Origin of the sequence: Nitrincola sp. A-D6 (assembly GCF_000764495.1) — a bacterium.
Lineage (GTDB): Bacteria > Pseudomonadota > Gammaproteobacteria > Pseudomonadales > Balneatricaceae > Nitrincola.
The window spans coordinates 11,924-34,974 of sequence record NZ_JRLB01000105.1; the positions used below are offsets into that span (position 1 = coordinate 11,924).

At 52.2% G+C, this 23,051-nt stretch carries 17 protein-coding genes and 1 pseudogene; 5 read left to right on the forward strand and 13 right to left on the reverse strand.

Going from position 1 to position 23,051, the window contains the following annotated elements; translation table 11 throughout:
• The first annotated feature begins 28 nt into the window (after window positions 1–28).
• Window positions 29–763: a spermidine synthase gene (locus tag LH51_RS16980; protein ID WP_036524520.1), complete on the forward strand. Its 735-nt coding sequence runs from the start codon at window positions 29–31 to the stop codon at window positions 761–763.
• Between the two features lie 92 nt (window positions 764–855).
• The gene (locus tag LH51_RS16985) at window positions 856–1,638 is read left to right on the forward strand and encodes a DUF4197 domain-containing protein (protein WP_036524522.1); all 783 of its coding nucleotides are present in this window, start codon (window positions 856–858) and stop codon (window positions 1,636–1,638) included.
• 49 nt (window positions 1,639–1,687) lie between these two features.
• Here LH51_RS16985 and LH51_RS16990 read toward each other — a convergent pair whose 3' ends face one another.
• The 11 genes from LH51_RS16990 to LH51_RS17035 all read right to left on the reverse strand — a co-directional run bounded on the left by LH51_RS16990 (window position 1,688) and on the right by LH51_RS17035 (window position 15,715).
• Window positions 1,688–2,653: a dihydroorotate dehydrogenase-like protein gene (locus LH51_RS16990; protein WP_052063885.1), complete on the reverse strand. Its 966-nt coding sequence runs from the start codon at window positions 2,651–2,653 to the stop codon at window positions 1,688–1,690.
• A 29-nt stretch (window positions 2,654–2,682) separates the two neighbouring features.
• Entirely contained in the window at window positions 2,683–4,191 is a 1,509-nt protein-coding gene (locus LH51_RS23120) for a thiamine pyrophosphate-dependent enzyme (RefSeq protein WP_235263804.1), read from the reverse strand.
• Window positions 4,149–6,269: a pyruvate:ferredoxin (flavodoxin) oxidoreductase gene (nifJ, locus tag LH51_RS23125; RefSeq protein ID WP_235263805.1), complete on the reverse strand. Its 2,121-nt coding sequence runs from the start codon at window positions 6,267–6,269 to the stop codon at window positions 4,149–4,151. The genes LH51_RS23120 and nifJ overlap by 43 nt, the downstream gene beginning before the upstream one ends.
• Before the next feature lie 567 nt (window positions 6,270–6,836).
• Window positions 6,837–7,754: a DMT family transporter gene (locus LH51_RS17000; RefSeq protein WP_036524524.1), complete on the reverse strand. Its 918-nt coding sequence runs from the start codon at window positions 7,752–7,754 to the stop codon at window positions 6,837–6,839.
• Between the two features lie 185 nt (window positions 7,755–7,939).
• Window positions 7,940–8,698 carry a FadR/GntR family transcriptional regulator gene (locus LH51_RS17005; protein ID WP_036524526.1) on the reverse strand — a complete coding sequence of 253 codons (759 nt, stop codon included), beginning with the start codon at window positions 8,696–8,698 and terminating at the stop codon, window positions 7,940–7,942.
• Between the two features lie 25 nt (window positions 8,699–8,723).
• On the reverse strand, window positions 8,724–10,745 hold the full coding sequence (locus LH51_RS17010; RefSeq protein WP_036524528.1) for a TRAP transporter permease: 2,022 nt from the start codon (window positions 10,743–10,745) through the stop codon (window positions 8,724–8,726).
• 45 nt (window positions 10,746–10,790) lie between these two features.
• Window positions 10,791–11,279 (reverse strand): DUF1850 domain-containing protein, encoded by a 489-nt coding sequence (locus tag LH51_RS17015; protein WP_036524531.1) that lies wholly within the window; start codon window positions 11,277–11,279, stop codon window positions 10,791–10,793.
• Between the two features lie 9 nt (window positions 11,280–11,288).
• Entirely contained in the window at window positions 11,289–12,224 is a 936-nt protein-coding gene (locus LH51_RS17020; protein ID WP_442934858.1) for a TAXI family TRAP transporter solute-binding subunit, read from the reverse strand.
• Between the two features lie 346 nt (window positions 12,225–12,570).
• Window positions 12,571–13,926, reverse strand: a complete 1,356-nt coding sequence (locus LH51_RS17025) for a sigma-54-dependent transcriptional regulator (RefSeq protein ID WP_036524537.1) — start codon at window positions 13,924–13,926, stop codon at window positions 12,571–12,573.
• A complete protein-coding gene (locus LH51_RS17030) occupies window positions 13,923–15,512 on the reverse strand; it encodes a sensor histidine kinase (RefSeq protein ID WP_036524540.1) in 1,590 nt (529 codons plus the stop codon). The genes LH51_RS17025 and LH51_RS17030 overlap by 4 nt, the downstream gene beginning before the upstream one ends.
• Entirely contained in the window at window positions 15,509–15,715 is a 207-nt protein-coding gene (locus LH51_RS17035) for a hypothetical protein (RefSeq protein ID WP_036524542.1), read from the reverse strand. The genes LH51_RS17030 and LH51_RS17035 overlap by 4 nt, the downstream gene beginning before the upstream one ends.
• 243 nt (window positions 15,716–15,958) lie before the next feature.
• Between LH51_RS17035 and LH51_RS17040 the strand changes: the two genes are divergently transcribed.
• Window positions 15,959–17,137: an acyl-CoA dehydrogenase gene (locus LH51_RS17040; RefSeq protein ID WP_036524545.1), complete on the forward strand. Its 1,179-nt coding sequence runs from the start codon at window positions 15,959–15,961 to the stop codon at window positions 17,135–17,137.
• A 24-nt stretch (window positions 17,138–17,161) separates the two neighbouring features.
• Window positions 17,162–18,237: pseudogene (locus tag LH51_RS17045) on the forward strand (CaiB/BaiF CoA transferase family protein); the annotation flags it as partial.
• Between the two features lie 320 nt (window positions 18,238–18,557).
• Here LH51_RS17045 and LH51_RS17050 read toward each other — a convergent pair.
• Window positions 18,558–19,301 (reverse strand): response regulator transcription factor, encoded by a 744-nt coding sequence (locus LH51_RS17050; protein ID WP_052063886.1) that lies wholly within the window; start codon window positions 19,299–19,301, stop codon window positions 18,558–18,560.
• A gap of 1 nt (window position 19,302) precedes the next feature.
• Window positions 19,303–21,444 carry an ABC transporter substrate-binding protein gene (locus LH51_RS19565; RefSeq protein ID WP_052063887.1) on the reverse strand — a complete coding sequence of 714 codons (2,142 nt, stop codon included), beginning with the start codon at window positions 21,442–21,444 and terminating at the stop codon, window positions 19,303–19,305.
• A 309-nt stretch (window positions 21,445–21,753) separates the two neighbouring features.
• Here LH51_RS19565 and LH51_RS17060 point away from each other — a divergent pair, with 309 nt between their 5' ends.
• Complete coding sequence (locus LH51_RS17060; protein ID WP_036524548.1) at window positions 21,754–23,049, forward strand: hypothetical protein; 1,296 nt, start codon at window positions 21,754–21,756, stop codon at window positions 23,047–23,049.
• Window positions 23,050–23,051 lie beyond the last annotated feature (2 nt).

Genomic DNA, 23,051 nt, shown 5'->3' on the forward strand with positions numbered 1-23,051 from the left:
TCTAACTTTACACAAGAGAACAGCAAGCATGTCACTGCAAGGTACCGAGATTCACCGGTGTTATGATGAGTATGGGGTGATTCAGGTACTGGACGATGGCAATAAGCGCTATTTGTCTTTTGGTACCGACGATGAACAGAGCTGTTACCTGAAAAGCCAACCCGAGCAGCCTCAAGCGGATTATATTCGTGCCATGCTGCTGGTGTTGCTGTTTGTGACGCCCAGTCGGATTATCACCCTGGGGTTAGGCGGTGGTTCGCTGAATACCTGCCTGCACCATCAGTTTTCGGGTTTGAAGCAGGATGTGGTTGAGTTGCGCCACCAGGTAGTGCTAACAGCTTACAGATACTTTCAGCTACCGCGCAGTAAGAACATCACTATCCATACTCTGGATGCAAAAACCTTTCTGGATACCGAACCGACGCGTCCTGCGGATATTATTTTCAGCGATATTTATGACGAAAATGGTGTCGATGCCCAGCAGCATGAACCAGGCTACTTGCATGAGTGCTATGAGCGGTTAAAGCCGGATGGTTGGTTGGTAATGAACTGCTGGAAAGAACATCGCGGTGACTCTATTCTAAAAGAATTAGCCTTGCTGTTTGCCGATATACGTACCTGCACCACACAGGATGGCAACTGGATTATCTATGCGGGCAAATCCAAAAATGAACTGACTCAGAATCAGTTAAAGCAGTCAGCCAAGCAGTTGAGCCAGCAATTGGGGTTTGCTGTGACCAGTTATTTAAATCGGTTGGGGTAGTGCTTTCAGTATATATCACCACTACCCCAGTGTGGCACTAAGATGTAGCAGGTAGTAAAGTTGTAGCTAACTAAAAATACCAGAGGCCACCCATGCAAAAATCACCTATTACAACCGGACTTGTTCTAACCTGCCTTTTGCTGGTGCCCCAGGCGCAGGCGGACTGGAGCAAGTTACTCAATCGCGGTCAGGAAATTCTGGAGCAAAATATGGCACCGGCTAATGAGCCTTCTGCCACTGAAGCCCAGGCGACTGCAGTGCCAGAGGGTGTCAGCTCCGCTCAGTTAGCGTCTGGATTGAAAGAAGCTCTGGCGGTGGGTGCCGAAAGAGCAATCGATACCCTGTCGCAGACCAATGGTTTTCTCGGTGATAGCCGGGTAAAAATTGAACCACCGGGAATGCTGGGCAGTGCGGTGGATACCCTGAAACGCTTTGGTTTTGAATCACAGGTTGAGGCCTTTGAACTGAGCATGAACCGCGCGGCTGAACAGGCGATCAGTCAGGCCACCCCAGTTGTCGTGGGCGCTGTTGAGTCGATGACCATTGAAGATGCGCAACGCATTTATCAGGGCGGTGACACATCAGCAACTGAGTATTTTAAGGGTAAAACCTTTGAAGATCTGAAAGTTCTGCTGCGGCCACAAATTGAGCAGTCGATGAATCAAACCGGTACAACCGCCGCCTGGCAAGTCTTGAGCGATTCGGCCACCTCCGCTGTACCCATGCTGGCCAGCTATACGCCTGACCTGGCTGATCATGTGACTACGTCAGCGTTGGAAGGCTTGTTTGTGTTGTTGGCTGAAGAGGAACGCCAGATACGTGAAAATCCACTGGCACGCAGTACCGATTTGCTGAAGCGGGTGTTTGGGGGGTAATGCACTAAGAGGTTAGTGCACTAAGAGACTAGCGCACTAACCTGGCAGGCTAATAACGACCCGTTTTCAGCAATTGCACATAACTGGCACGCTCATACAGCGTCGGGTCATTACTGTGCAGATGAGACAGCACTCCTCTGGCTTGTTCCAGTGATTCGTAGGGGCTTTCATCCAGCCAATCGTTAATGCCAGTTAATATCTGGCTGAGTGCGGCTGGCCCTTGCTGCAGTAACACGCTACAGAGGTGAGTGACATCGGCCCCTGCAAGCAGCATTTTGACTGCATCATCAGCGTTGTGAATACCTCCGGTCGCCGCGAGGGTGAGGCGGGTTTTGCCGAACAGGATACCCAACCAGCGCATGCTTAGCAGCGCATCTTCTGAACGTGAGAGGTGGATGCTGGACTGAACACGCAAGGTGTCCGGGTCTATATCCGGCTGGTAGAAGCGATTAAACAGCGATACACCGTTTATACCCGTGTCTTCCAGCTGTCGAACGAAATGCCCCAAAGCGCTGAAGTAGGGGGAGAGCTTGACCATAATTGGGCAAGTTACCACATCTCGTAACGCCAAAATCAGTTCGATGTAACCCCTTTCCATATCGCTGGCGCTTTGCAGCGGGTCGGCGGCAACATTATAGATATTTAACTCCAGCGCATCGGCTCCAGCTTCTGTCAGTTGTTTGGCAATGTTGATCCAGCCATCTTGTGAAGTGCCATTCAGACTGGCGATAACAGGAATCGCCAGACGTTGCTTGAGTGTCTGAATCTGCTCCAGGTACTGCTCCAGTGCGTGAGAAGGCTCTGCATGCAGCGGCAGAAAATGGGTCGCTTCACTGTGACCTATCTCTCTGGATTCAAGCAGTTGTATCTGCCGTGCATGATGGCTATCCAGCTCTTCCTCAAACAATGAATACATCACCAAGGCACTGGCACCGGCATCTTCGAGACGGCAGCACATAGCGACGTCACGACTCAGCGGAGACGCCGAGGGCACCAGTGGGTTGGCTAAGGTCATGCCAGGTAGTTGGTGTGCAGGTCCATGGCTTACTCCTTTTCGTCACTGTCGGGCTTGAGCGCGGCCAGTTGTGCATAGTGTTGGTAATGATGCCGGGATTCCTGTTGCGAGGCCTGCAGATAGCGTTCGGCATCGGCTTCATGACTGCGCCAGAGCATACTGAAGCGGGTTTCGCTGCCGGTGAATTCGCGATAGGCCACAGAAGGAGGTTTACTGTCGAGTTGTAGCGGATTATCCCCGGCTTCCAGACGTCTTGGGTCATAGCGCAGCAGCGGCCAGTGACCACTGCGAGTGGCGAGATCCTGCATCTGGTGGTTGTGCTTCAGGTCATTCCCCCAGGCGATACAGGGGGAGTAGGCGATGATCAGCGAGGGCCCATCGAAAGACTCGGCTTCGAGAAAGGCTTTCAGGGTTTGCAGGTCTTTAGCGCCGTAGGCGACCTGAGCGACATAAACGTTTTCATAGCTCATGGCGATCATGGCCAGGTCTTTTTTCGCGGTGGCTTTGCCGCCAGCGGAAAATTTGGCCACCGCACCGCGCGGGGTTGCTTTGGAGGTTTGTCCGCCGGTATTGGAGTACACCTCGGTATCCAGTACCAGAATATTGACGTTTTCACCCGATGCCAGCACATGGTCAAGGCCACCAAAACCGATATCATAAGCCCAGCCATCGCCACCGATAATCCACACACTCTTTCTAACCAACTGGTCGGCCAGAGTTTCAAGTTCACGGGCGAGGGGGGAGGTGGATTCGGTGAGTTGCTTTCTGAGCTGTAACACGCGTTGGCGTTGCTCATAGATACCAGCTTCGTCGCTTTGATCGGCGAGCAACAGCGCATCCACTAGCTCATTGTCCAGCGACGGCCGCAATTGTTCCAGCAGTTGCTGGGCGTAGCGGCTTTGATGATCCACAGCCAGGCGCATGCCCAGACCAAACTCGGCATTGTCCTCAAACAGTGAGTTGTTCCAGGTAGGTCCACGGCCTTCGGCGTTTTTACACCAGGGAGTGGTCGGCAGGTTGCCGCCATAAATGGATGAACAGCCGGTGGCGTTGGCGATCAGCATACGGTCACCAAACAGTTGGCTGGCCAGACGCAGATAAGGGGTTTCGCCACAACCAGCACAGGCTCCGGAAAACTCAAACAGGGGCTGTGTCAGCATGACTTCTTTAATCACCCCAGTACGCAGTTTGCTGCGGTCATACTCGGGTAATTGTAAAAAATACGCCCAGTTGCGTTGTTCCTGTTGCAGCAATGGCGGAGTAAGCGGTTGCATATTCAGTGCGCGGCGACCGGGTTGGGTTTTATCTTTGATCGGGCAGATATCCACACACAGGCCGCAGCCGGTACAGTCTTCCGGCGCGACCTGGTAGCTGATGTGATAGTCCGGCGGAAACTCTTTACCTTTTACAGGGGAGTGCAGAAAACTCTCCGGAGCCGCTTGTTCAGTCAGGCCTGGATCAAAGATTTTGCTGCGAATAGCGCTGTGAGGACACACTAGAGGCATTTGCCACAGTGAATACACAACTCGGTATCCCATACAGGGATCTCCAGGGCGATATTGCGTTTCTCCCACTGAGCTGTCGCCGTTGGCCAGGTGCCATCGTCGGGCAGTTGACTCACCGGAATACGGTCACCTTCACCGGCAATCAGTCGTGCGGTGATCTGGCGGACAAACTCGGGTGCGCTATCGGGTATTTTTTCAGTGACTTTGGTTGTTTGGTTTACTGTGACTGGAATCGCAACCTGATGCAGGTGAGCTGGCGCCATGTCGATGGCCTGGCAATTGATTTCAGTAATCTGCCCGCCTTTGCTGCCGTAGGTTTCCTCTACGGCGGTTTTCATCGCTTGCAGGGCGGCTTCACGTGGCAGCAGTTCAGTAATGGCGAAGAAGCAGCTTTGCATAATGGTGTTGATGCGCCGTCCCATCTGCAGTTGTTCGGCCAGGGCATAGGCATCGATGACATAGAAGCTCAGTTGCTTATCGATCAGGCTCTGCTGAATAGCCAGGGGTAAGCTGTCCCAGACCTGCTCAGGCGGTGTCGATGTATTCAGCAGAAATACGCCCTTGGGAGCCGCTGCATTTAACAGATCCGGCCGCTGCAGGAAAATGCTCTGGTGACAGGCGACGAACGCGGCTTCATTATTCTGGATCAGATAGGCCGAACGGATAGGCTCAGGACTGAAGCGCAGATGCGAGATGGTCATGGCACCGGATTTTTTCGAGTCATAGACAAAGTAGCCCTGCACCTGTAACTCAGTCTGTTCACCAATAATTTTAATCGCGTTTTTATTAGCACTGACGGTGCCATCGGCACCCAGGCCATAAAACAGCGCACTGGTAGCGGCCTGGCTGGCCTGAGTGCGGAAGTCACTGTCCCAATCAATTGACGTATGGCTCAGATCATCGTCGATACCGATGGTAAATCCTTGTTTTAGCACCGGGGCTTTAAGCATCTCAAAGATCGCTTTAACCATGCCGGGAGTAAACTCTTTGGACGACAGGCCATAGCGTCCGCCACAGATTTTTGGCAGGTGTGCGAAAGGGGCCTGGGCTTGGCTCACGGCCTGGGCGAGCAGGGTGACGATATCTTTATACAGCGGCTCACCGTCGCTGCCCGGCTCCTTGCAACGGTCCAATACAGCGATGGATTGAATGCTTGCAGGCAAGCAAGCGAGTAAACGCTGGGCATCCAGTGGACGGTAGAGGCGCACGGCCAGCACAGCGGTTTTTTCACCTGTAGCATTTAGGTGATCCACGGTTTCCTGCAGAGTCTGAACCGCTGAGCCCATCAGGATAATCAACTGCTCGGCATCGCTAGCGCCATAATATTCATAAGGCTGGTAATGGCGTCCGGTGAGCTCGCCAAAGGCCTGCATCACCTCAGTTAACTGCTGACTGAACTGCTGATAGTAAGGGTTCACCGATTCGCGTGCCTGAAAATACACATCCGGGTTTTGTGAAGTGCCGCGTATCACCGGATGATCCGGGCTCATGGCGCGGGCTCTGTGGTTGTGAATACAGCTGTCATCCAACAAGGAACGCATCTGCCCATCGCTGAGGGTGTCGATTTTGGTGATTTCATGTGAGGTGCGAAAACCATCAAAAAAGTGCAGTACCGGCAGACGACTTTTGAGCGATACTGCCTGAGAGATCAGCGCCATATCCTGCACTTCCTGCACCGAATTAGAAGCTAACAGCGCAAAACCGGTACCGCGAGCTGCCATCACATCGCTATGATCACAAAAGATAGATAAAGCCTGCGCCGCGAGTGAACGTGCAGCAATATGAAAGACCGTTGGGGTGAGCTCACCGGCAATTTTGTACATATTCGGCAGCATCAGCAACAAGCCTTGTGATGCGGTAAAGGTGGTACAGAGTGAACCGGCTTGCAGCGCCCCATGAATGGCACCGGCAGCGCCTGCTTCACTTTGCATTTCGACTATTTTGGGAATGCTGCCCCAGAGATTGGTGTGGCCTTCCGCCGACAGCGCATCGGCCACTTCACCCATCACTGAGGCTGGGGTAATGGGGTAGATGGCAATTACTTCATTGGTGGCATGCGCAACCCTTGCCGCCGCTTCATTACCATCCAGGGTTAACTGCTTCTGGCTCATCTTAAACTCCTGTTGATCAAGCCTTTTTATACTTTTAAAGCTAGTCTTAAATGGGGTGATTATCCAGTGGATTAGGGTTTTACCTTAGTTCTGGTGCCATGCTGGGGTGCACTTAGGTGTGGAGTGAGAGTTGGTGCCATGCTGGGGTGGTGGTATCACTTTGGTGTGACTCGCTTTTCGTCATCCTTGACCGCTCCGCTGCCGCCGTCCGGGCGGCAGAGGGTCCCACCAAAGTGATACCACCACCCCGCCCAAAGTCTTGTGCCAGCTTTCAAGATAAACAGCGTGGTCATGGCATAAATCTGCGGATTTAAGCTGAGGAGCCGACTGAATGGCAAGAGTTTTACACGAATGGGGATTTTAAGCTGACTTTACGTTGGCACTCAGGTTTGAGATGGGCTGATGGGATCGGATCTGTCTGACCCTGTGCGCCATGGATGGCGCGCCGGAGCCATCAGGGATGATTTCACGGCGTGTCAGACAGATATGGCCCATTAGTCCACAACCACAAAAATGCTGCCCAGAACCAATGCGTTACTGCAAAAGCTGGTGGGTGATTCAGATGCTTTATGAGGGTTTTTCCAGATCTCTCGGATCAGGAACCCCTCGGCGCGATTTCAGGTTCATGCGGTAAAGATCCAGCAGGGCGCTGGAGGTGAGTACCAGCAGGATCAGGCCGCCACCGAGGAAGGCCATGGTGGTGGGCAGTTCGCCGACCCACCACCAGACCAGCAGAGTACCGAGCAGAGTTTCCAGGATCAGCATCAGGCTGACTTCGGCACCGGTAATGTAGCGTGGGCCGCTTTGAATCAGGTAGTAAGCAGCGGGTAGAAAGATCAGCCCGAGCAATAGCAGGCGTTTCATATCTTCCCAGGGGGGCATGGCGATACCACCCATCAGGATGGCAGGAATTAACATGGCAATGCCGGCAAAGGGCAGCAGTACGGTGGTGTCTATGCCTTTTTGTGCACTGGCGACCGTGGTGTTGATCGCCATGGAGATGGGCAGGATGGCGGCGATCAGCAAGCCCATGGGGTTACCAGCTTCCATTTCACCTGACAGCATCATGATGGCTCCGGCTATACACAACAGGATAACAATCCAGGTTTGTAACCGCAGTTTCTGATGAAAGAAAAACAACCCGAGTAATCCGGCAATCAGCGGCGCCATATTCTGGATGACCAGCACGTTACCGGCCGCTGTCAGCCGATTGGCGCCAACAAACACCCAGGAACTGGTGGCTATGGCCAGCGGGCAGATCCACAGTGCACTGCCGCAGCGTTTAATTGCGGCGGGTAGCTGGGTTTTGTAACGCCAGAAGGCCAGCAAGGTGACTACACAGATCATCAGCAGCGCACGCCAGAACACAAACACGGCTACATCCACCTGGGTGTCTTTAACGATCAGCGCATCCGGCGACAGCATGATAACGCCCGCGCCGGTGATCAGATAACCTTTGAGTCGCATAGGTAAACGGTTGAACATGATGATCAAATTCCATTGTGTTGTTGTAGGCGCCCGGTCTGTGGGAGCTCTGCCCTGTGAGAGCTCGGTCTCCGAGCGAATGTGTTCGCTCTGTAGGAGCCCGGTCTCCGGGCGATTAATGTTCGCTCACAGAGTGAGCTCCTACAGGTCTCCGGGCGATTAATGTTCGCCCGCGGAGCGGGCTCCTACAAAAATTGTGTTGAAAGACGGGCTTCGAGTTCGATATTGAAGGCTTCTGCTGCCTGCATGTGTTCCAGCATCAGTTGCCTGACTTGCTGGGTATCACGCTGGTGGAAAGCCTTGACCAGTGCATGGTGGTACTGGAGGTTGGATTTGGAAAACTCGATCTGCTCCGGCAGTTGTACTTTCTTGTATATCACAAGATCTTTGAGCAGATCATTCAGAAAACGACCCATAAAGCCCAGAATCGGATTGCCGCAGCGATCGGCCAGCAGGATGTGGAAGTCCAGTTCTGACATACGCTGCTCCAGACGTTGCTGGATATCTGTGGGTGCTGTGGCACAAAGATCAGTGAGACGCTGCAGTTCGTTCAGGTCGTCTTCGCTGAGTTTATCGGTTGCCAGTACAGCAATTTCCGGCTCAATCAGTTTGCGCAGACCATAGATATCCGGGCCGCTGGTGTGCTGGAAGTGCAGGAAGTTGCGCAGCATTTGCGAGGCGTGGCCGTAAGGCACTTCGGCGAGAATGGCACCGCCGTTGGGGCCGGTGCGCACGGTGATGAGCCCCTGAACTTCGAGGGATTTCAGCGCTTCCCGGACTGTTCCCTTGGAACACTCGAATAGCTCAGTGAGTGCCTTTTCATTCGGCAAGCGGTCACCCGGCTGGATGTCTTGCGTGACCACCCAGCGTTTGACCGCTTCAACGATTTGATCAGCGCGCTTCATGCGCTTCGGAAATTCAGCGGCTGTCAGTGCCTTGCTCATCAACTTCTCTTCTGTCAGTAGTGGCTTATCCCGACTGTGGTTGGCTGACAGCAGGGGCGCGGCGCTCCTGAGTGTAGTTGATAAACAGCAGCAGGATGACCAGTGCCGCGCTGATTGCCTGGACCATTACTATCGGGAAGAAAAGCGCAATGGTACAACTTATCAGGATCAGGCGCATCCAGTGTTTCATCCAGGTGAACAGGAAGCCTTCAATAGCGGCGGCAAAGGCGACCAGGGCGATGATGATCACAGCACCTTTCCAGATTAGCACCGGCCAGGTACCGCCCATGATGATCTCCGGATTAAACACCATGTATAGGGGAATCAGATACAGCCCTTTAGCAAACTTCCATGATTGCACACTGGTTTCCATGGTCTTACTCCCTGCTATGGCAGCCGCGGCAAACGCCGCGAGTGCCACTGGCGGGGTGACATTGGAGTCTTGCGAATACCAGAACACCAGCAGATGTGCCACCAGTAATGGAATACCGAACTCATTGGTCAGCGCCGGGCCTACCAATACAATCAGTACAATGTAGCTGGCAGTTACCGGGAGACCGAGACCCAGAATCAAACTGGCGATGATTACCAGCAGTAATGCCAGCAGAATATTGCCGCCAGAGAAAGCGATCATCATGGAAGAGAACTTCAGCCCCAGACCCGTCAGACCCACAACCGCAACCACGATCCCGGCCACAGCACAGGCAACACTAACGGCGACAGCGTTGCGTGCGCCCAGCTCCAGGCCCAGTAACATTTTGTGTCCACCGGATTTGGCCGTTTCTACCAGTTCCTGAGACAGGTTGTTGTTCTTTTGACCACGCTTGAAGGCCAGGTACAAGCCATTGATACCGGCTATCACGATAATTCCCATCACCGCATAAAAACCGACGCGCATGGGTGAAATACCGGTAACCAGCAGGTAGACCAGCATGATCAGAGGGAGCAGGAAGAACCAGCCGCGGTTCATTACCTCACGCAGTACTGGCAATTCACTTTTTGCCATACCGTGCATCCCCTGTTTGATCGCAATAATATGCACAAACAGATAAACGGTGGCAAAGTAGAGTAGCGCCGGAAAGACACTGACTTTAATGATATCCACATAGGGTACACGGGTGTATTCCGCGATCAGGAAGGCACCCGCCCCCATCAATGGCGGCATAATCTGGCCACCGGTACTAGCGGCCGCTTCGATGCCACCAGCCTGAGCAGGTTTGTAGCCCAGGCGTTTCATGAGTGGAATGGTGAACGCCCCGGTCGTCACGACGTTGGCAATGGAGCTGCCAGAGATTGAACCCATGCTGGCTGATGCCAGGACTGCTGCTTTAGCAGGTCCCCCACGCTGGCGGCCGGTTCCGGCAAACGCCAGATCGATAAAGAATTTACCCGCCCCGGTGACTTCCAGAAAGGCACCAAATAACACAAAGATAAAGACAAAGGTGGCAGCAACCCCAAGTGGGAGGCCGAAGATACCTTCCTGCCCCAGATAAAGCTGGCCAGCAAGACGGTCTAATGAGTAACCCCGGTGGTTGAGGATGCCGGGTAACCATTCACCCAGCCAGGGCAGGTCGCCACGCGCACCCGCCAGTGCATACAGTATGGCGACAATACCTATGATTGTCAGACCAAAGCCGACTGCGCGGCGGCTGGCTTCCAAGACGACCACGGTGGTTATGCAGGCTACGACTATATCGGTCTGAGACCAGAAACCGGCACGGTTGATGATTTCATCAAGGTTAAAAACCAGATAAAAACCTGAATAAGCTGCCGCCGCAAAGAAAGCGATATCAATCAGCCAGAGGAAAGGGCCTCGATGGCTTTTACTCAGCGGTGGAAAAATTAAAAAGGTCAGCATTAGTACCAGTGCCAGGTGAATACCGCGCTGGTAGAAGAGTCCAAGTGGCTGTATGCCCGAACTATAGAGCTGAAACAGGGAGAGGCCAATCGCAATGAAGGTGATTAGCCAAAGTACCGGACGCGGCCCGGAATCTTTAGGGAAACTGATGGTATCCAGTGAAGGTACCGGGCTTTTACTATCCGTCATGCATGTCACTCCGGCCGGATGTCTGGCTGTTATTGTTATGTGTTGTTAATTGTCGGTTTGCGCATTTGTTAGCAGATGGATCTGCAGGCGTTGTCCTGCGGCCAACTGGCTAAGATTTAACTGTTTGTCGTTACTGACCAGTGTATGCCCTACGCTCTCGGCACCTGCTCGCAACCAGAAACGGTTTTCAGCAACCGGTTCATCTATGTCTTTGATCAAATAGCCACCCTCAGGATGACTGGTCAGGGTACCGCGACCTTCAAAGTGCCCCAGTCCAGCCGCAAAGTCTGGCTGCCAGGAGTGGTCTAATAGCATTTGTTGGTTTTCCGTACGGTAGCAGTCCTGTACGGCGATGCCCGTGACTGAATGCTTCCAGTGCATACACCAGTTGCCTTGATGTATCGGGAAGCGTGCCAGTAGCTGTTGTTCGCTGTTGCTGATCTCCAGTGTATAGTCAGTGGTTTGCTCTGCTGCTACCGGAGGGACCGGTAACAGCAGAGCCAGGGAAAGCAGGATTAACTGACCCTGAGACATGATTTGCCCTTACTCGCGCAGACGGTCAGGGATTTCAGCACCAACTTCTTCGTAGTAGCGCAGTGCACCAGGGTGCATTGGGATGGGTGTTGAGCCCATGCTGAATTCAACAGTCGTGTCATTAGCGGCCGGGTGAATCGCACGCAGTTCGTCTACTTTTTCAAATAACACTTTGGTGATCTGGTAGGCGAGTTCTTCCGGCATGGCAGCATTGACGGTCAGCACGTTAGGTATACCGACTGTATTTGATGGTGCCTCCATACCTTCATACAGGTTGGCAGCTAACTGATAAGGTGCGAACACAGCCTCGGCGCTCATGGCATTTTTCACTTCTTCTTCAGTTAGCGAAAGTAGCTGAATATCACGGCTGTTTGCCAGGCTGAGGATGGAACTGGTCGGTGGACCTACGCTCCAGAAACCGGCATCAATATCGTTATCACGCAGTGCATCAGCGGTTTCGTTAAAGTTCAGACGCTGTACAGTAAAGTCATCATAGCTGACGCCATTGGATTCCAGTACAGCACGCGCATTAACTTCAGTACCACTACCCGGGGCACCCACTGATACGCGTTTGCCTTTCAGGTCAGCCAGCGAGTTGATGCCTGAGCCTTGCAGCGTGACTATCTGTACAGCGTTAGGGTAGAGGGATGCGATGGCGCGGACGTCTTCAACCTGACGGCCTTCAAAAGCACCGGTACCGTGATAGGCTTGATACACTGTATCCGCCAGCGCAATGGCCAGATCCGAGTCTTCGCGGTGGATCAGACCCATGTTTTCGACCGAAGCACCGGTGACTTCAGCGACAGCTGAATGGCCTTCGATGTGTTGACCGATCATTTCAGCCAGACCACCACCAATAGGGTAGTAAACACCACCGGTACCACCCGTTGCGATCGAGAGGTTTTGTTGGGCATGTACGGCAGGGACAGCCAGGGTTGCAGACATGAGTAATGCGAGGCCAATTCGGCGCATAGTGTTTCTCCTAAGTTATTTTTATAAAACGCACCTACATCATCAGAGTGTGATTTTGATGTTCACAGGTAGATAGAGTGTAGAGTGTGTTTTTGGAAGTTGCCTAATCTTTATTATGTTTGTTTAGGTTCACAGGTTATATGTAGCAGAAAGCGTGCCAAATTTCATAGGTACCTGATGCGTCTGGTTTTGAGAGGTGGGTCATTGAGTTGCTGGCACTAAACAGTCTGTCAGTGAGCCAAAATATGCCGATGGAAGACAGTGCTTCGGCCTAATTGTGCCGATCCGTGCGCTACAGCAGCCTGCCTCTTAACCATTATTAAGCTTCATCACTGCCAGTCATAAGTGCTTCACGCTGCAAACCCAAACGTAGCATTTTCTGATTCAGGGTGCGCCTCGGTAGTTGCAGTTCTTCCATAACCCGCTGCACATTGCCTTTATGGCAAATAAGTGACTTACGAATCAAGTTGCGTTCATAGTCTTCCAGCTGTACGGCAAGGCTTGAGGGTGTATCGGCAAGCTGTTGCGGGCTTGCCTGGCTTTCAAGCCCCAATGCATAGCGTGTGGCTTTGTTGCGCAGTTCGCGCACATTACCGCGCCAGGGATTCTGCAACAGTGCCTGGGTGTAAGCCGTATCGGGTGCCTCTATCTCCAGGTCATGCACTTCAGCCGCTTGGTAGATAAAGTGTTGGAATAACATCAGGATATCCTCCTGACGTTCGCGTAAAGGCGGAATGTTCAGTTCAGCAACGGCCAGCCGGTAATACAGGTCTTCGCGGAACTGGCCCTGTTCTGACAGCTCCAGCAGGTCGATTTTGGTGGCTGAGATAATGATCAGGTCCAGGTCGATGAGGTGATTGCTGCCGATGCGTTCCACTTGCTGCTCCTGTATCGCCCTTAGCAGCTTGATCTGCACCGGCAGCGGCATGGATTCGATTTCATCCAGAAACAGGGTGCCACCACTGGCCAGTTCCAGTTTTCCTTCACGTGATTCCACCGCGCCGGTAAACGCACCTTTACGGTGCCCGAAGAGTTCCGATTCCACCAGTTCATGGGTTAGGGCACCGCAGTTGATCGCCACAAAAGGCTTGTCTGCCCTTGGGCTGCATTCATGCAGAGAGCGTGCTACCGCTTCCTTGCCTGCACCCGTTTCGCCATGGATGAGAATATTCGCCTGAACTTTTCCCAAACGCTGAACTTGCTGGCGCAGGGTGACTATGGCCTGACTGTTACCCAGTAAGCGCTTATTGACCGGGTCGTGCATGGCCGCGCGCAGGCGGTTGTTTTCCAGCTGCAGGGCGCGGGTAATCAGCGCCTTGCGGATAATCTCTTCCAGACGTTCCGGATCAAACGGTTTTTCCAGAAAATCCCAGGCACCGTTGCGCATGGCTTCAACGGCCATGGGAATATCGCCATGGCCGGTGATCAGAATAATCGGTAGCCCCGGTACTTTCGCTTGCACCCGGGCCATGAGTTCGGTGCCACTGATGCCCGGCATACGGATATCGGACACCAGTACGCCGGGAAAGTCCGCATTAATATATTCTTCTGCAGCCAGGGGGTCATCCAGGGTGATCACTTGAATATCTGACAGCTCCAGCCATTGCCGGGTCGCTTCGAGTACGGCGGGGTCGTCGTCTACCAGTAAAACTTTATTACACTCTATCTGCGTCATGCTGCCGTTGCCTTTTGTTCACAAATTGGGAGCCAGACCTCAAAGCGTGCACCACCCTCAATCGGGGATTCTGCCCGAATGCTGCCGCCAAGATCCTGTACCAGTCCGTAACAGATAAATAGCCCAAGCCCCATGCCCTGGCCAACGTTCTTGGTCGAGTAAAAGGGCTCGAACAGGTGCTTGATCTGTTCGGGCGCAAATCCCGGGCCATTATCGTCTACCTGCAATTGCCAACCCCCATTCGTTTCACTCAGGCGTATGCTGACCTGTGGATCAGGGGTTGTTGATACGGCATCCAGCGCATTACTCAGCAGATTAACCAGTATCTGTTCGATACGTGCATCATCGGCACGAATCAGGGCCTGGGTTGGATAATCGGCTTGAATAGAAACTTGTTGTTGGTTGATGCGATGCTCCAGCATTTCCAATACAAAGTCGATGCGTGCTGACCAGTCAACTGGTTGAGATTGTGTGGGTGCCTGGCGCACAAAGACTTTCAATTGTGCGGTGATATCACTCATGCGGCTGGTCAGGGTCATGATTTTGTCCAGCGCTGTATCTACCTGTTCATACAGGGCACGCGTCAGCAGCTTGCGGCCGGAAGCCGCATAGGTACGTACTGCCGTGAGGGGTTGGTTCAGTTCGTGTGACAAACCTGCGGCCATGATTCCCAGTGCGGCAAGTTTTTCCGATTGCACCAGCTCACGCTGGATACGTTGTAACTCAGAGGTGCGTTTCTGCAGCTCAGCCGTGCGGTCAACCACCTGATCTTCCAGGCTGTCATTCAGTGCACGCAGGCGTTGTTCAGCTTTTAATGCGGCCTGTGTGCGCCGACTGCGCTCGCGCATCCATAATACGCCAGTAAGGCAAAGAATATACAAAATGAGCACTAATCCTGCGGCCAGAAAAGCAAACTGGTACAGGGGACGTACTGGCACTAAGTAATGAATCGACCAGCCGGGTCGGGAGAGTTCCAGTGTTTTGTTTAAATAACCCGCTGTTTTTCCATCCGCTTCTGGCATCACCTGAAAATAGTTGCTGCGCTTGACCCCCAAGGGCTTGAGTTCGATAGAATCAAATTGCCGGTTGCGGCGGATATCATCCAGCTGATTATCTGCAAGCGCGTCGATATAACGATACTTCCACTGCGGATGGCTGGAGAGAACAATAATGTTATTGGTATCCGATACAAATACTTTCTCGGCGGCCAGTTGCCAGTCTGCCTGCAGGGGTTCCAGATCTACTTTAACTACCGCTACCCCCTGGCGCTCCCCACTTTGACTGATGACACGCTCAGACAGAAAGTAACCTGGTAGTCCGGTGGTGGTGCCGATGGCAAAAAATTCACCCTGGCCGGAGCGGATGGCATCACTGAAATAAGGGCGGAAACGGTAGTTATTACCGATAAAACTTTCGGCTTCCTGATAATTGCTGGATGCCAGTGTCTGTCCCTGCGCATCCATCAGGTAGATTTCATCGGCGAGTGAGGTGCGGCGGGTACGTGCCAGAAACGCGTTAATACTATCGGCCAGCGGCGAGTTTGAATTGTCCAGAAGCTGCTTTACATCGGGTGTCTGCGCAATCATCCAGGCAGGTAATCATACTTGTTGATCGCACCTTCAAAACTGCTGGCGTAGAGATTAAGGCGCTCATCGGCTTGTTGTAAGGCTTGCTCTTTGGCGTGGTTTAAGCCCATCCAGGCGGTAAGTGCCAGCAGAAACGGCAGCAACAGGAAGCCCACCAGCCAAATGCGGCGCATCTCCCAAACGGATCTGTCTGATTTTTGCATAACCGGCCCTGAAATTTTGTAAGCCTGCCATAATACAGGTGATTGATGCAAAGATAAGCGAATCTTATCGCAGGCGCAAATTTGAACGAATCCCCCGGCTTTACTGGCTTGTGGTGATTTTTAGCCGTGATTTTGGGGTGTATCCGGAATGGCTGCAAATAGAATCGCTTGATTTCTCCTATTTATTATAATAAATATAAGAAATGGCTTGGCCAAATTACAATTATCGCGGAGGCGCAAACAATGATTTCGTTCCAGTGGGATGACCCGTTTTTTTTCGAACAACAGTTAACTGATGATGAACGTCAGATTCAGGACGCCGCGCGCGCCTATTGCCAGGAAAAACTCCAGCCACGTGTGCTGAGTGCGGCTCGTGAAGAGCGTTTTGACAAAGAAATTATGAATGAAATGGGTGAAATGGGCCTGTTAGGTCCAACCGTTGCTGAGGTTTATGGCGGCGCCGGTGTTAACAGCGTGTCCTATGGTTTGATTGCCCGCGAAGTCGAGCGTGTGGATTCTGGTTACCGCTCAGCGATGAGTGTGCAGTCTTCACTGGTGATGTTTCCGATCGAAGCCTATGGCAGTGAAGAGCAGAAGCAAAAGTACCTGCCAAAACTGGCTACGGCTGAGCTGATTGGCTGTTTTGGTTTGACCGAGCCGGATCATGGATCTGACCCAGGTTCGATGATTACCCGTGCGCGTAAAGTTGATGGCGGCTATCTGCTCAGCGGCCAGAAAATGTGGATCACCAACAGCCCGATTGCTGATATTGCCGTAGTCTGGGCCAAGTCAGATGCGCATGATGGCAAGATCAAAGGCTTTATTGTTGAGCGTGGTACCGAAGGCTTCAGCACACCGAAGATCAGCGGCAAGTTGTCGCTACGTGCGTCAATCACCGGTGAAATTGTATTGGATAACGCCTTTGTACCCGAAGAAAACCTGCTGCCCGGTGCTAGCGGTCTGTCTGGCCCCTTCGGCTGTCTGAACAAAGCCCGCTTTGGTATCGCCTGGGGCGTGTTAGGTGCGGCTGAGTTCTGCTGGCATGCCGCACGTCAGTACACCCTGGATCGCAAGCAGTTTGGTCGCCCACTGGCGGCTACGCAGCTGATTCAGATGAAGCTGACCAATATGCAGACCGAAATCACGCTGGGCTTGCAGGCAGTATTGCAGGTTGGTCGTCTGATGGACGAGGGTAACTGGGCGCCGGAAATGATCTCCATGGTCAAGCGTAACAACTGCGGTAAAGCCCTGGATATTGCGCGTGTAGCGCGTGATATGCACGGTGGCAACGGTGTTTCCGATGAGTATGGTGTGATGCGTCATATGGTGAACCTGGAGTCAGTGAATACCTATGAAGGCACCCATGATGTCCACGGCCTGATTCTGGGGCGTGCACAAACCGGTATTCAGGCATTTTTCTGATCACCAATCGATGAGGTAAGTAATATGCCGGCACAACCCTTACTGGGTGTCAGAGTACTGGACCTGTCCCGTATTCTGGCCGGCCCCTGGTGCAGCCAGCAGTTGGCTGATCTCGGGGCTGAAGTGATCAAGATCGAACGCCCCGGTGAGGGTGATGATACGCGTCGCTGGGTCCGCCCTGGTTGGATAAGTCACATGAAGCAGCCTATTACCTGGGCGCCAATCGCGGCAAACAGTCGGTCACTATCGACATGGCCAGTGCTGATGGCCAGGCGCTACTGCATCAACTGGTGCAATCCTGTGATGTGGTGCTGGAAAACTTCAAGGTGGGTGGTCTGAAAAAATACCATCTGGATTATGCTTCGTTACAGGCGATCAAACCTGATCTGATCTACTGCTCCATTACCGGCTTTGGTCAGGATGGACCCTATGCCCAACGTGCCGGTTACGACTTTATGATTCAGGGCATGGGGGGCTTGATGAGCCTTACCGGTCAGCCTGACTCTGAAGTCGGCGGTGGTCCGGTTAAGGTGGGTGTGGCGTTTGCCGATATCTTCACCGGCATGTATGCCGCAAATGCTATTCTGGCAGCACTGCTGCAGCGTCAGCGAACCGGTGAAGGCACCTATATCGATCTGGCCCTGCTGGACGTGCAGGTGGGTGTGTTGGCGAACCAGGCACTCAACTATCTGACCTCTGGCGATGTGCCGCAGCGTTTAGGCAACGCTCATCCGAATATCGTACCCTACCAGGCGTTTGCAACGGCTGATGGGTATATCATTCTGGCGGTGGGCAATGATGGTCAGTTCCGGCGTTTTTGTGAAACGGCCGGCTGTGCTGAATTAGCCGATAATCCACGTTTTGCCAGCAATGCCTTGCGCGTGCAACATCGTAATGAACTGATTCCGCTACTGCTTGAACCTATGCGTCAGAAAACCACCGATGAATGGCTGGTGTCGCTGGAGCAGGTGGGCGTACCTTGTGGTCCGATTAATACCCTGGATCGCGTGTTTGATGATCCGCAGGTGAAACATCGCGGCCTGAAAATCACCCGTTCGCATCCTGAAGATGGTGAGGTTAATCTGGTCAGCAACCCCATCCGCTTTAACGGCGAAGCCCTGAACGCACCCACCGCACCGCCGATGCTGGGCGAACATACCGAGGTAGTTTTGAGCCAGCAGCTTGGCCTGGATGCACAAACCCTGGCTGATCTCAAAGCCAAAGGCGTGATTTGAGGGAAGCAACATTGTAGGAGCCCGGTCTCCGGGCGATGTTTGCGATAATTGCGATATTTGTAGGGGTTCATTCGCTCGCAGAGCGAGCTCCTACAGGCGAGCTCCTACAGGGTTGGACAATATTGTAGGAGCCCGGTCTCCGGGCGATTTGATGAGCGCGCGAAGGTGGTCGCGAAAGCGGTGTATTACGACAGCTCGATCTTGCCAACAAACTCAAGGCGTGCACCCGGAAGTGGGGTCACAGGCAGTTTGATTTGGCAGCTATCAGCTACTTTACTGCGTAAGCGACTTAGATGAACATCAATACGGTTCATCTGAAAGCTTTTCGGATCGGCTCCAAGCGCTGTAATAAGGTCACATCGTGATAGCGTACCTTGCGCCTGTACAAACGCTTTCATGATAGAAAGTTCACTGGGTGTCAGCTTCACACTTGCCCCGTTTGGGCTGATTAAATGACGGCGGTTGCAACATATTCGCCAGGTAGAGTCCGGTGTTTTTTCTACATCAGCAGGATGAGGTGTGTCTGAGGAGAGCATCGGATCAAGTTTCAGTCTCCGCCATAAACTGTCAATACAGGATAACAACTCTTCAGGTACAACCGGCTTGACGAGGTACATGTCCGCTCCGCACTCAAGGCCATAAACCCTGTCGTTTGAACTGCTTCTTGCGCTGACAATAATAATGCCTATAGATGAGTATTTACGCAGATGCTGAATGACGCTGGTGCCATCTTCGCCGGGTAATCCAAGATCAATAATCACAATATCCACTGGATCAACGGCCGCAATTTTGTAATAGGCCTCAGCGCTGTCAGTGCTCCAGCAAGGATAGGTGTTTATTTGTAGCCATGCGTGTAATGCTTCACGTTGCTCAGGATCATCTTCAATAAGTGCAAGTCTGGGCTTGTTAACATTGGACGCTAATTGCATATCAGGCCTGCTTGCAGGGTGGGAAGGTAACATGAAAAAGGGTTCCATCTGTATCTGAAGACATCATATCAATCGTGCCATTATTACTATCCACTATACGTTTGACAAGATAGAGGCCGACACCTGTGCCGCTGGTATTATCAACGTGCTCCCCTCGAAAATACTTTCGAAATATTTTTGCCTGGGATGGAGCGGGTATGCCAGTTCCATGATTATGCACTTTCAGTGAAATGGCATGATTATCCTGACTTATAACACAGATCGAGACCTCTGTGTCTTTGGGTGAATATTTCATCGCATTGTCGAGCAGGTTGGTAATGACAATATCCAGCAACACCGGGTCAGGACTTAAAACCATCGCAGGGCCACAGACGCTTGTGCTGATATTTCTCAGTGGGTAGGTATTGTGAATGGCATTAATGCTTTGTTGTACCACGGCTGGCAGATCCACCATGACACGACGATTTGTGAGGTTTGTTGTGCTTAGTCTGTCATCCGCTGTGAGGTTATCGAGAAAGCTGCGAAGGCGATGAATGGCAGCATTAATGCGCTGGTTCATGGCTGATGAATCACTGAAATTACCCTGTGCCAGTGCGGCTTTAAGTACTGCATTGGCGGTTGCAATGGTAGCAAGTGGAGAGCGGATTTCATGCGACAACATGCTGATAAGCTGTATGTGTTCATCCAGTGCGTCGTTGGCGTCGTCTCTGGCCTGGCGCAGTGCTTTTTCGATAGCAACCCGTTCGGTTACATCCATGCCGATGGACAGGATCATGCCTTCGTCACCATCACGGGTATAAGGGTAGGGTGAATTAACCCATTCACAGGTGATTTCCTTGCCATCACGCGTGAAATTTTTATTGATGAGGCTGACGGAGTGGCCTTCCCTGAGTGTGGTTATCATCACATCCTTGAACATGGACTGGTCTTCAGACTTGATGATGGTACCAAGAATATTCAGACCGATGATCTCATGATGTGGCCAGCCAAATATGTGGCTGGCTGAGGTGTTCCAGTCTTTGATGTAACCCTGATGATCAAGCACCATAAACGCAACCGGAGCATCGTCAAACAGGGTGCGAAATTTTTGCTCACTTTTGCGCAGCTGCTTGTTGTAATAGATCATAATACTGGCCACGCTGGCAAAGATGGCAGCCAGTATGCATGCCAGGATAAGACCATAATAAATTCGGGTCAGATCGATGGGCTGTTTCGGCTTGGGCAGATGTAAAAAGCCCTCTAGTGAGATATTCTCCGGCAGCATGCCTATTTCGGCATATACATCGGCCATATGTTGCCAGCGCCCGATAATCATATGGCCAGGTTCAATCAAGTCAGTTCGCATCAAACGCTGCATTTCGTTCGCCTCATAGCGAAGTGCTTCACGGGTTCGTTGCGTGGGGTATTCTTCCAGAATAAGATCGATGATTTCCTCTGTGTTATGCATGGCGTATAACCACCCCCGCATGCTTGCACGACGAAACGCTTCTATTTGTTCAGTGTTCTCTGTCAGTAATGCCTGCGTGGTAAAAAGTGTGTCGCCATAAAAATCGATACCTACTGAGCGAGGTGAATAAAGATGATAGCTGATACCCTGTTGTTCGAGTTCAAACGTTTCAGTGGTGCTATACACAGACTGTGCGGCAACTCTGCCGATAATCAATGGCATCAGGTTGTATTCATGTAACACGACATCAAACTGATCGATGCTGACGCCTTCACGTTTAAGGTAAGCAAATAACTCGGCAGAGCCTGGCTCTATGGCAACAGAATGGTGGTTAAGATCACGCAGTGTCTGCAGGCGATTCTCGGTTCTGGATATCAACACCAGGGGTGAATGCTGAAACGTAACCGCAAGTGCCACCACCGGATCACCCTGATGAAAGTGCAGCAACAGGTCTGATGTACCGATACCAAACTCCGCTCTACCTTGCAAAACCTCAACAATAGGGTCCAGGCCAGGGTGAGCTGGCAGCAACTCTACCGAAAGCCCTTCTTCCTCATAGTAGCCCTGCGCAATAGCGGCGTAATAGCCAGCAAACTGGAACTGATGGCCCCACTTCAACTGCAACTTCAGGGGTTCTGATGCCGCTATGCCTGATGCCGGGCATAACAGTACCAGCAGCCACACAAGGAACAGCACGGCCCACCCGTAGGAGCCCGGTACATAACCTGTAGGAGCCCGGTCCCCGGGCGAGGCTGTCTTCGCTATGACGTTCTGTGGTGACATTTTATGGTTATGAATTGGTTAATTTACTCATATCTAAATGAAATCTACTGGATAGAAAACAAAAAGACAGAAAATGAAAGTGATTGTAATACATCGTGTGATGAGGTGCTTACTTTTGCATGATTTAATAGAAAAACTAAAAAAAGTATGTGTGTGGGCAAAGTGCTTAATGCACTTTGCCTTCTCAGATGGAATAAGTATTAATACGGGGAATGGGAAATCATGTCAAAAGGCTACGCCTGGAATGTCTATGGAGCCGTGCGTCGGTTGCGGCGGCTGGTATCTAATAAAATCACTCCCAACGCTGATGACAGCACTCAATCCAAGGGTGTAAGAACTGCTTCCCCTGTTATTCCTGGTAAAAAATGCATAGCTTTTGGCTTGTTTGGTTTGTTGCTGGGTATGACGCCGCTAGTTAATGCGGACGTTGTCGTCAACTCGCTGACCGTTCCTCAAAATATCGGGCGCACGCTGGATGCCGAAGTTAGCATTGCCTGGACGCGAACCAGTGCGGCAGCAGCAGTAATCACAACACCCTTGCCAGCGCAAGTCAGTGTTAATCCACCTGCACCACCAGCTGGCTGCTCGGTTATAGCGGGTCCAGCGATGCAGTGTGATGTGCCTGCGGGCGCTTCCGGTGCGGCCGGTGTGATTTCTTTCAGTATAAAAGGTGAGGTAGTGGGCGGGTTTAATATGACCGCTACTGCCACGGGCGGATCATTCGCCTCGGGTTCGAGTAACATCAGGAGTTCGGGTGACCTGACAGTCTCTAATGTCAAATCCCCTGTAGGCGACTTGATTGCAGGGCAGGCGACTAGCTTTACCCTTGATCCGCAAATTGCGGCTGGAGGCGACGATGTTCCTGCCGGTGCAAGCGTGGTCGTTACCAATCTCCTGCCAGCCGCAGCGGATGACTTTGAGCTGACTGATGTGAATTTTGCAGGTCCGTTGACACCCGTTTGTAATACAGTTGCTAATGCGCAGTCGACACGTACGCTGACCTGTACCTATACGGGCGTCTTCTCTCAAGCGGATCTTAACGCTAGTACTATCATTCTGGATGGCGAGCCTCTGAATAATGGAAATTTTCAGAACTCGGCAAGTATTTCTTCAGGTAGCTCCAATTACGTTGACAGAGATGATAGCAATAATACCGCCAATGCGCCCTTCGAAGTGACCCCCGGTGGTGATCTGCGCGCTCTGGGCAATTTTCCGGGTACCCCCGTATTGGTCGATTCCAACCATAACCTGGTGCTAACTTACGATAACCAGGGGCCGATGAATTCACCGGCTGGCGGTACAGTATCAACGATCATCCCGGCTGACTTCATCATCGGTACATTACCGACGGGCTGTGTGAACGCTGGTGCTGGTGTGATCACCGTGGGTGCGACACCCTTTAATGGTACCTTGATTACTTGTACGGCTGGCGCGGTTACTTCCGGTGCCAGCCAGAACTTTACTCTGCCGCTGACCATGCGAATTCGGCAGTTTCCGGAAATTTCCCCATCGAAGTAGTA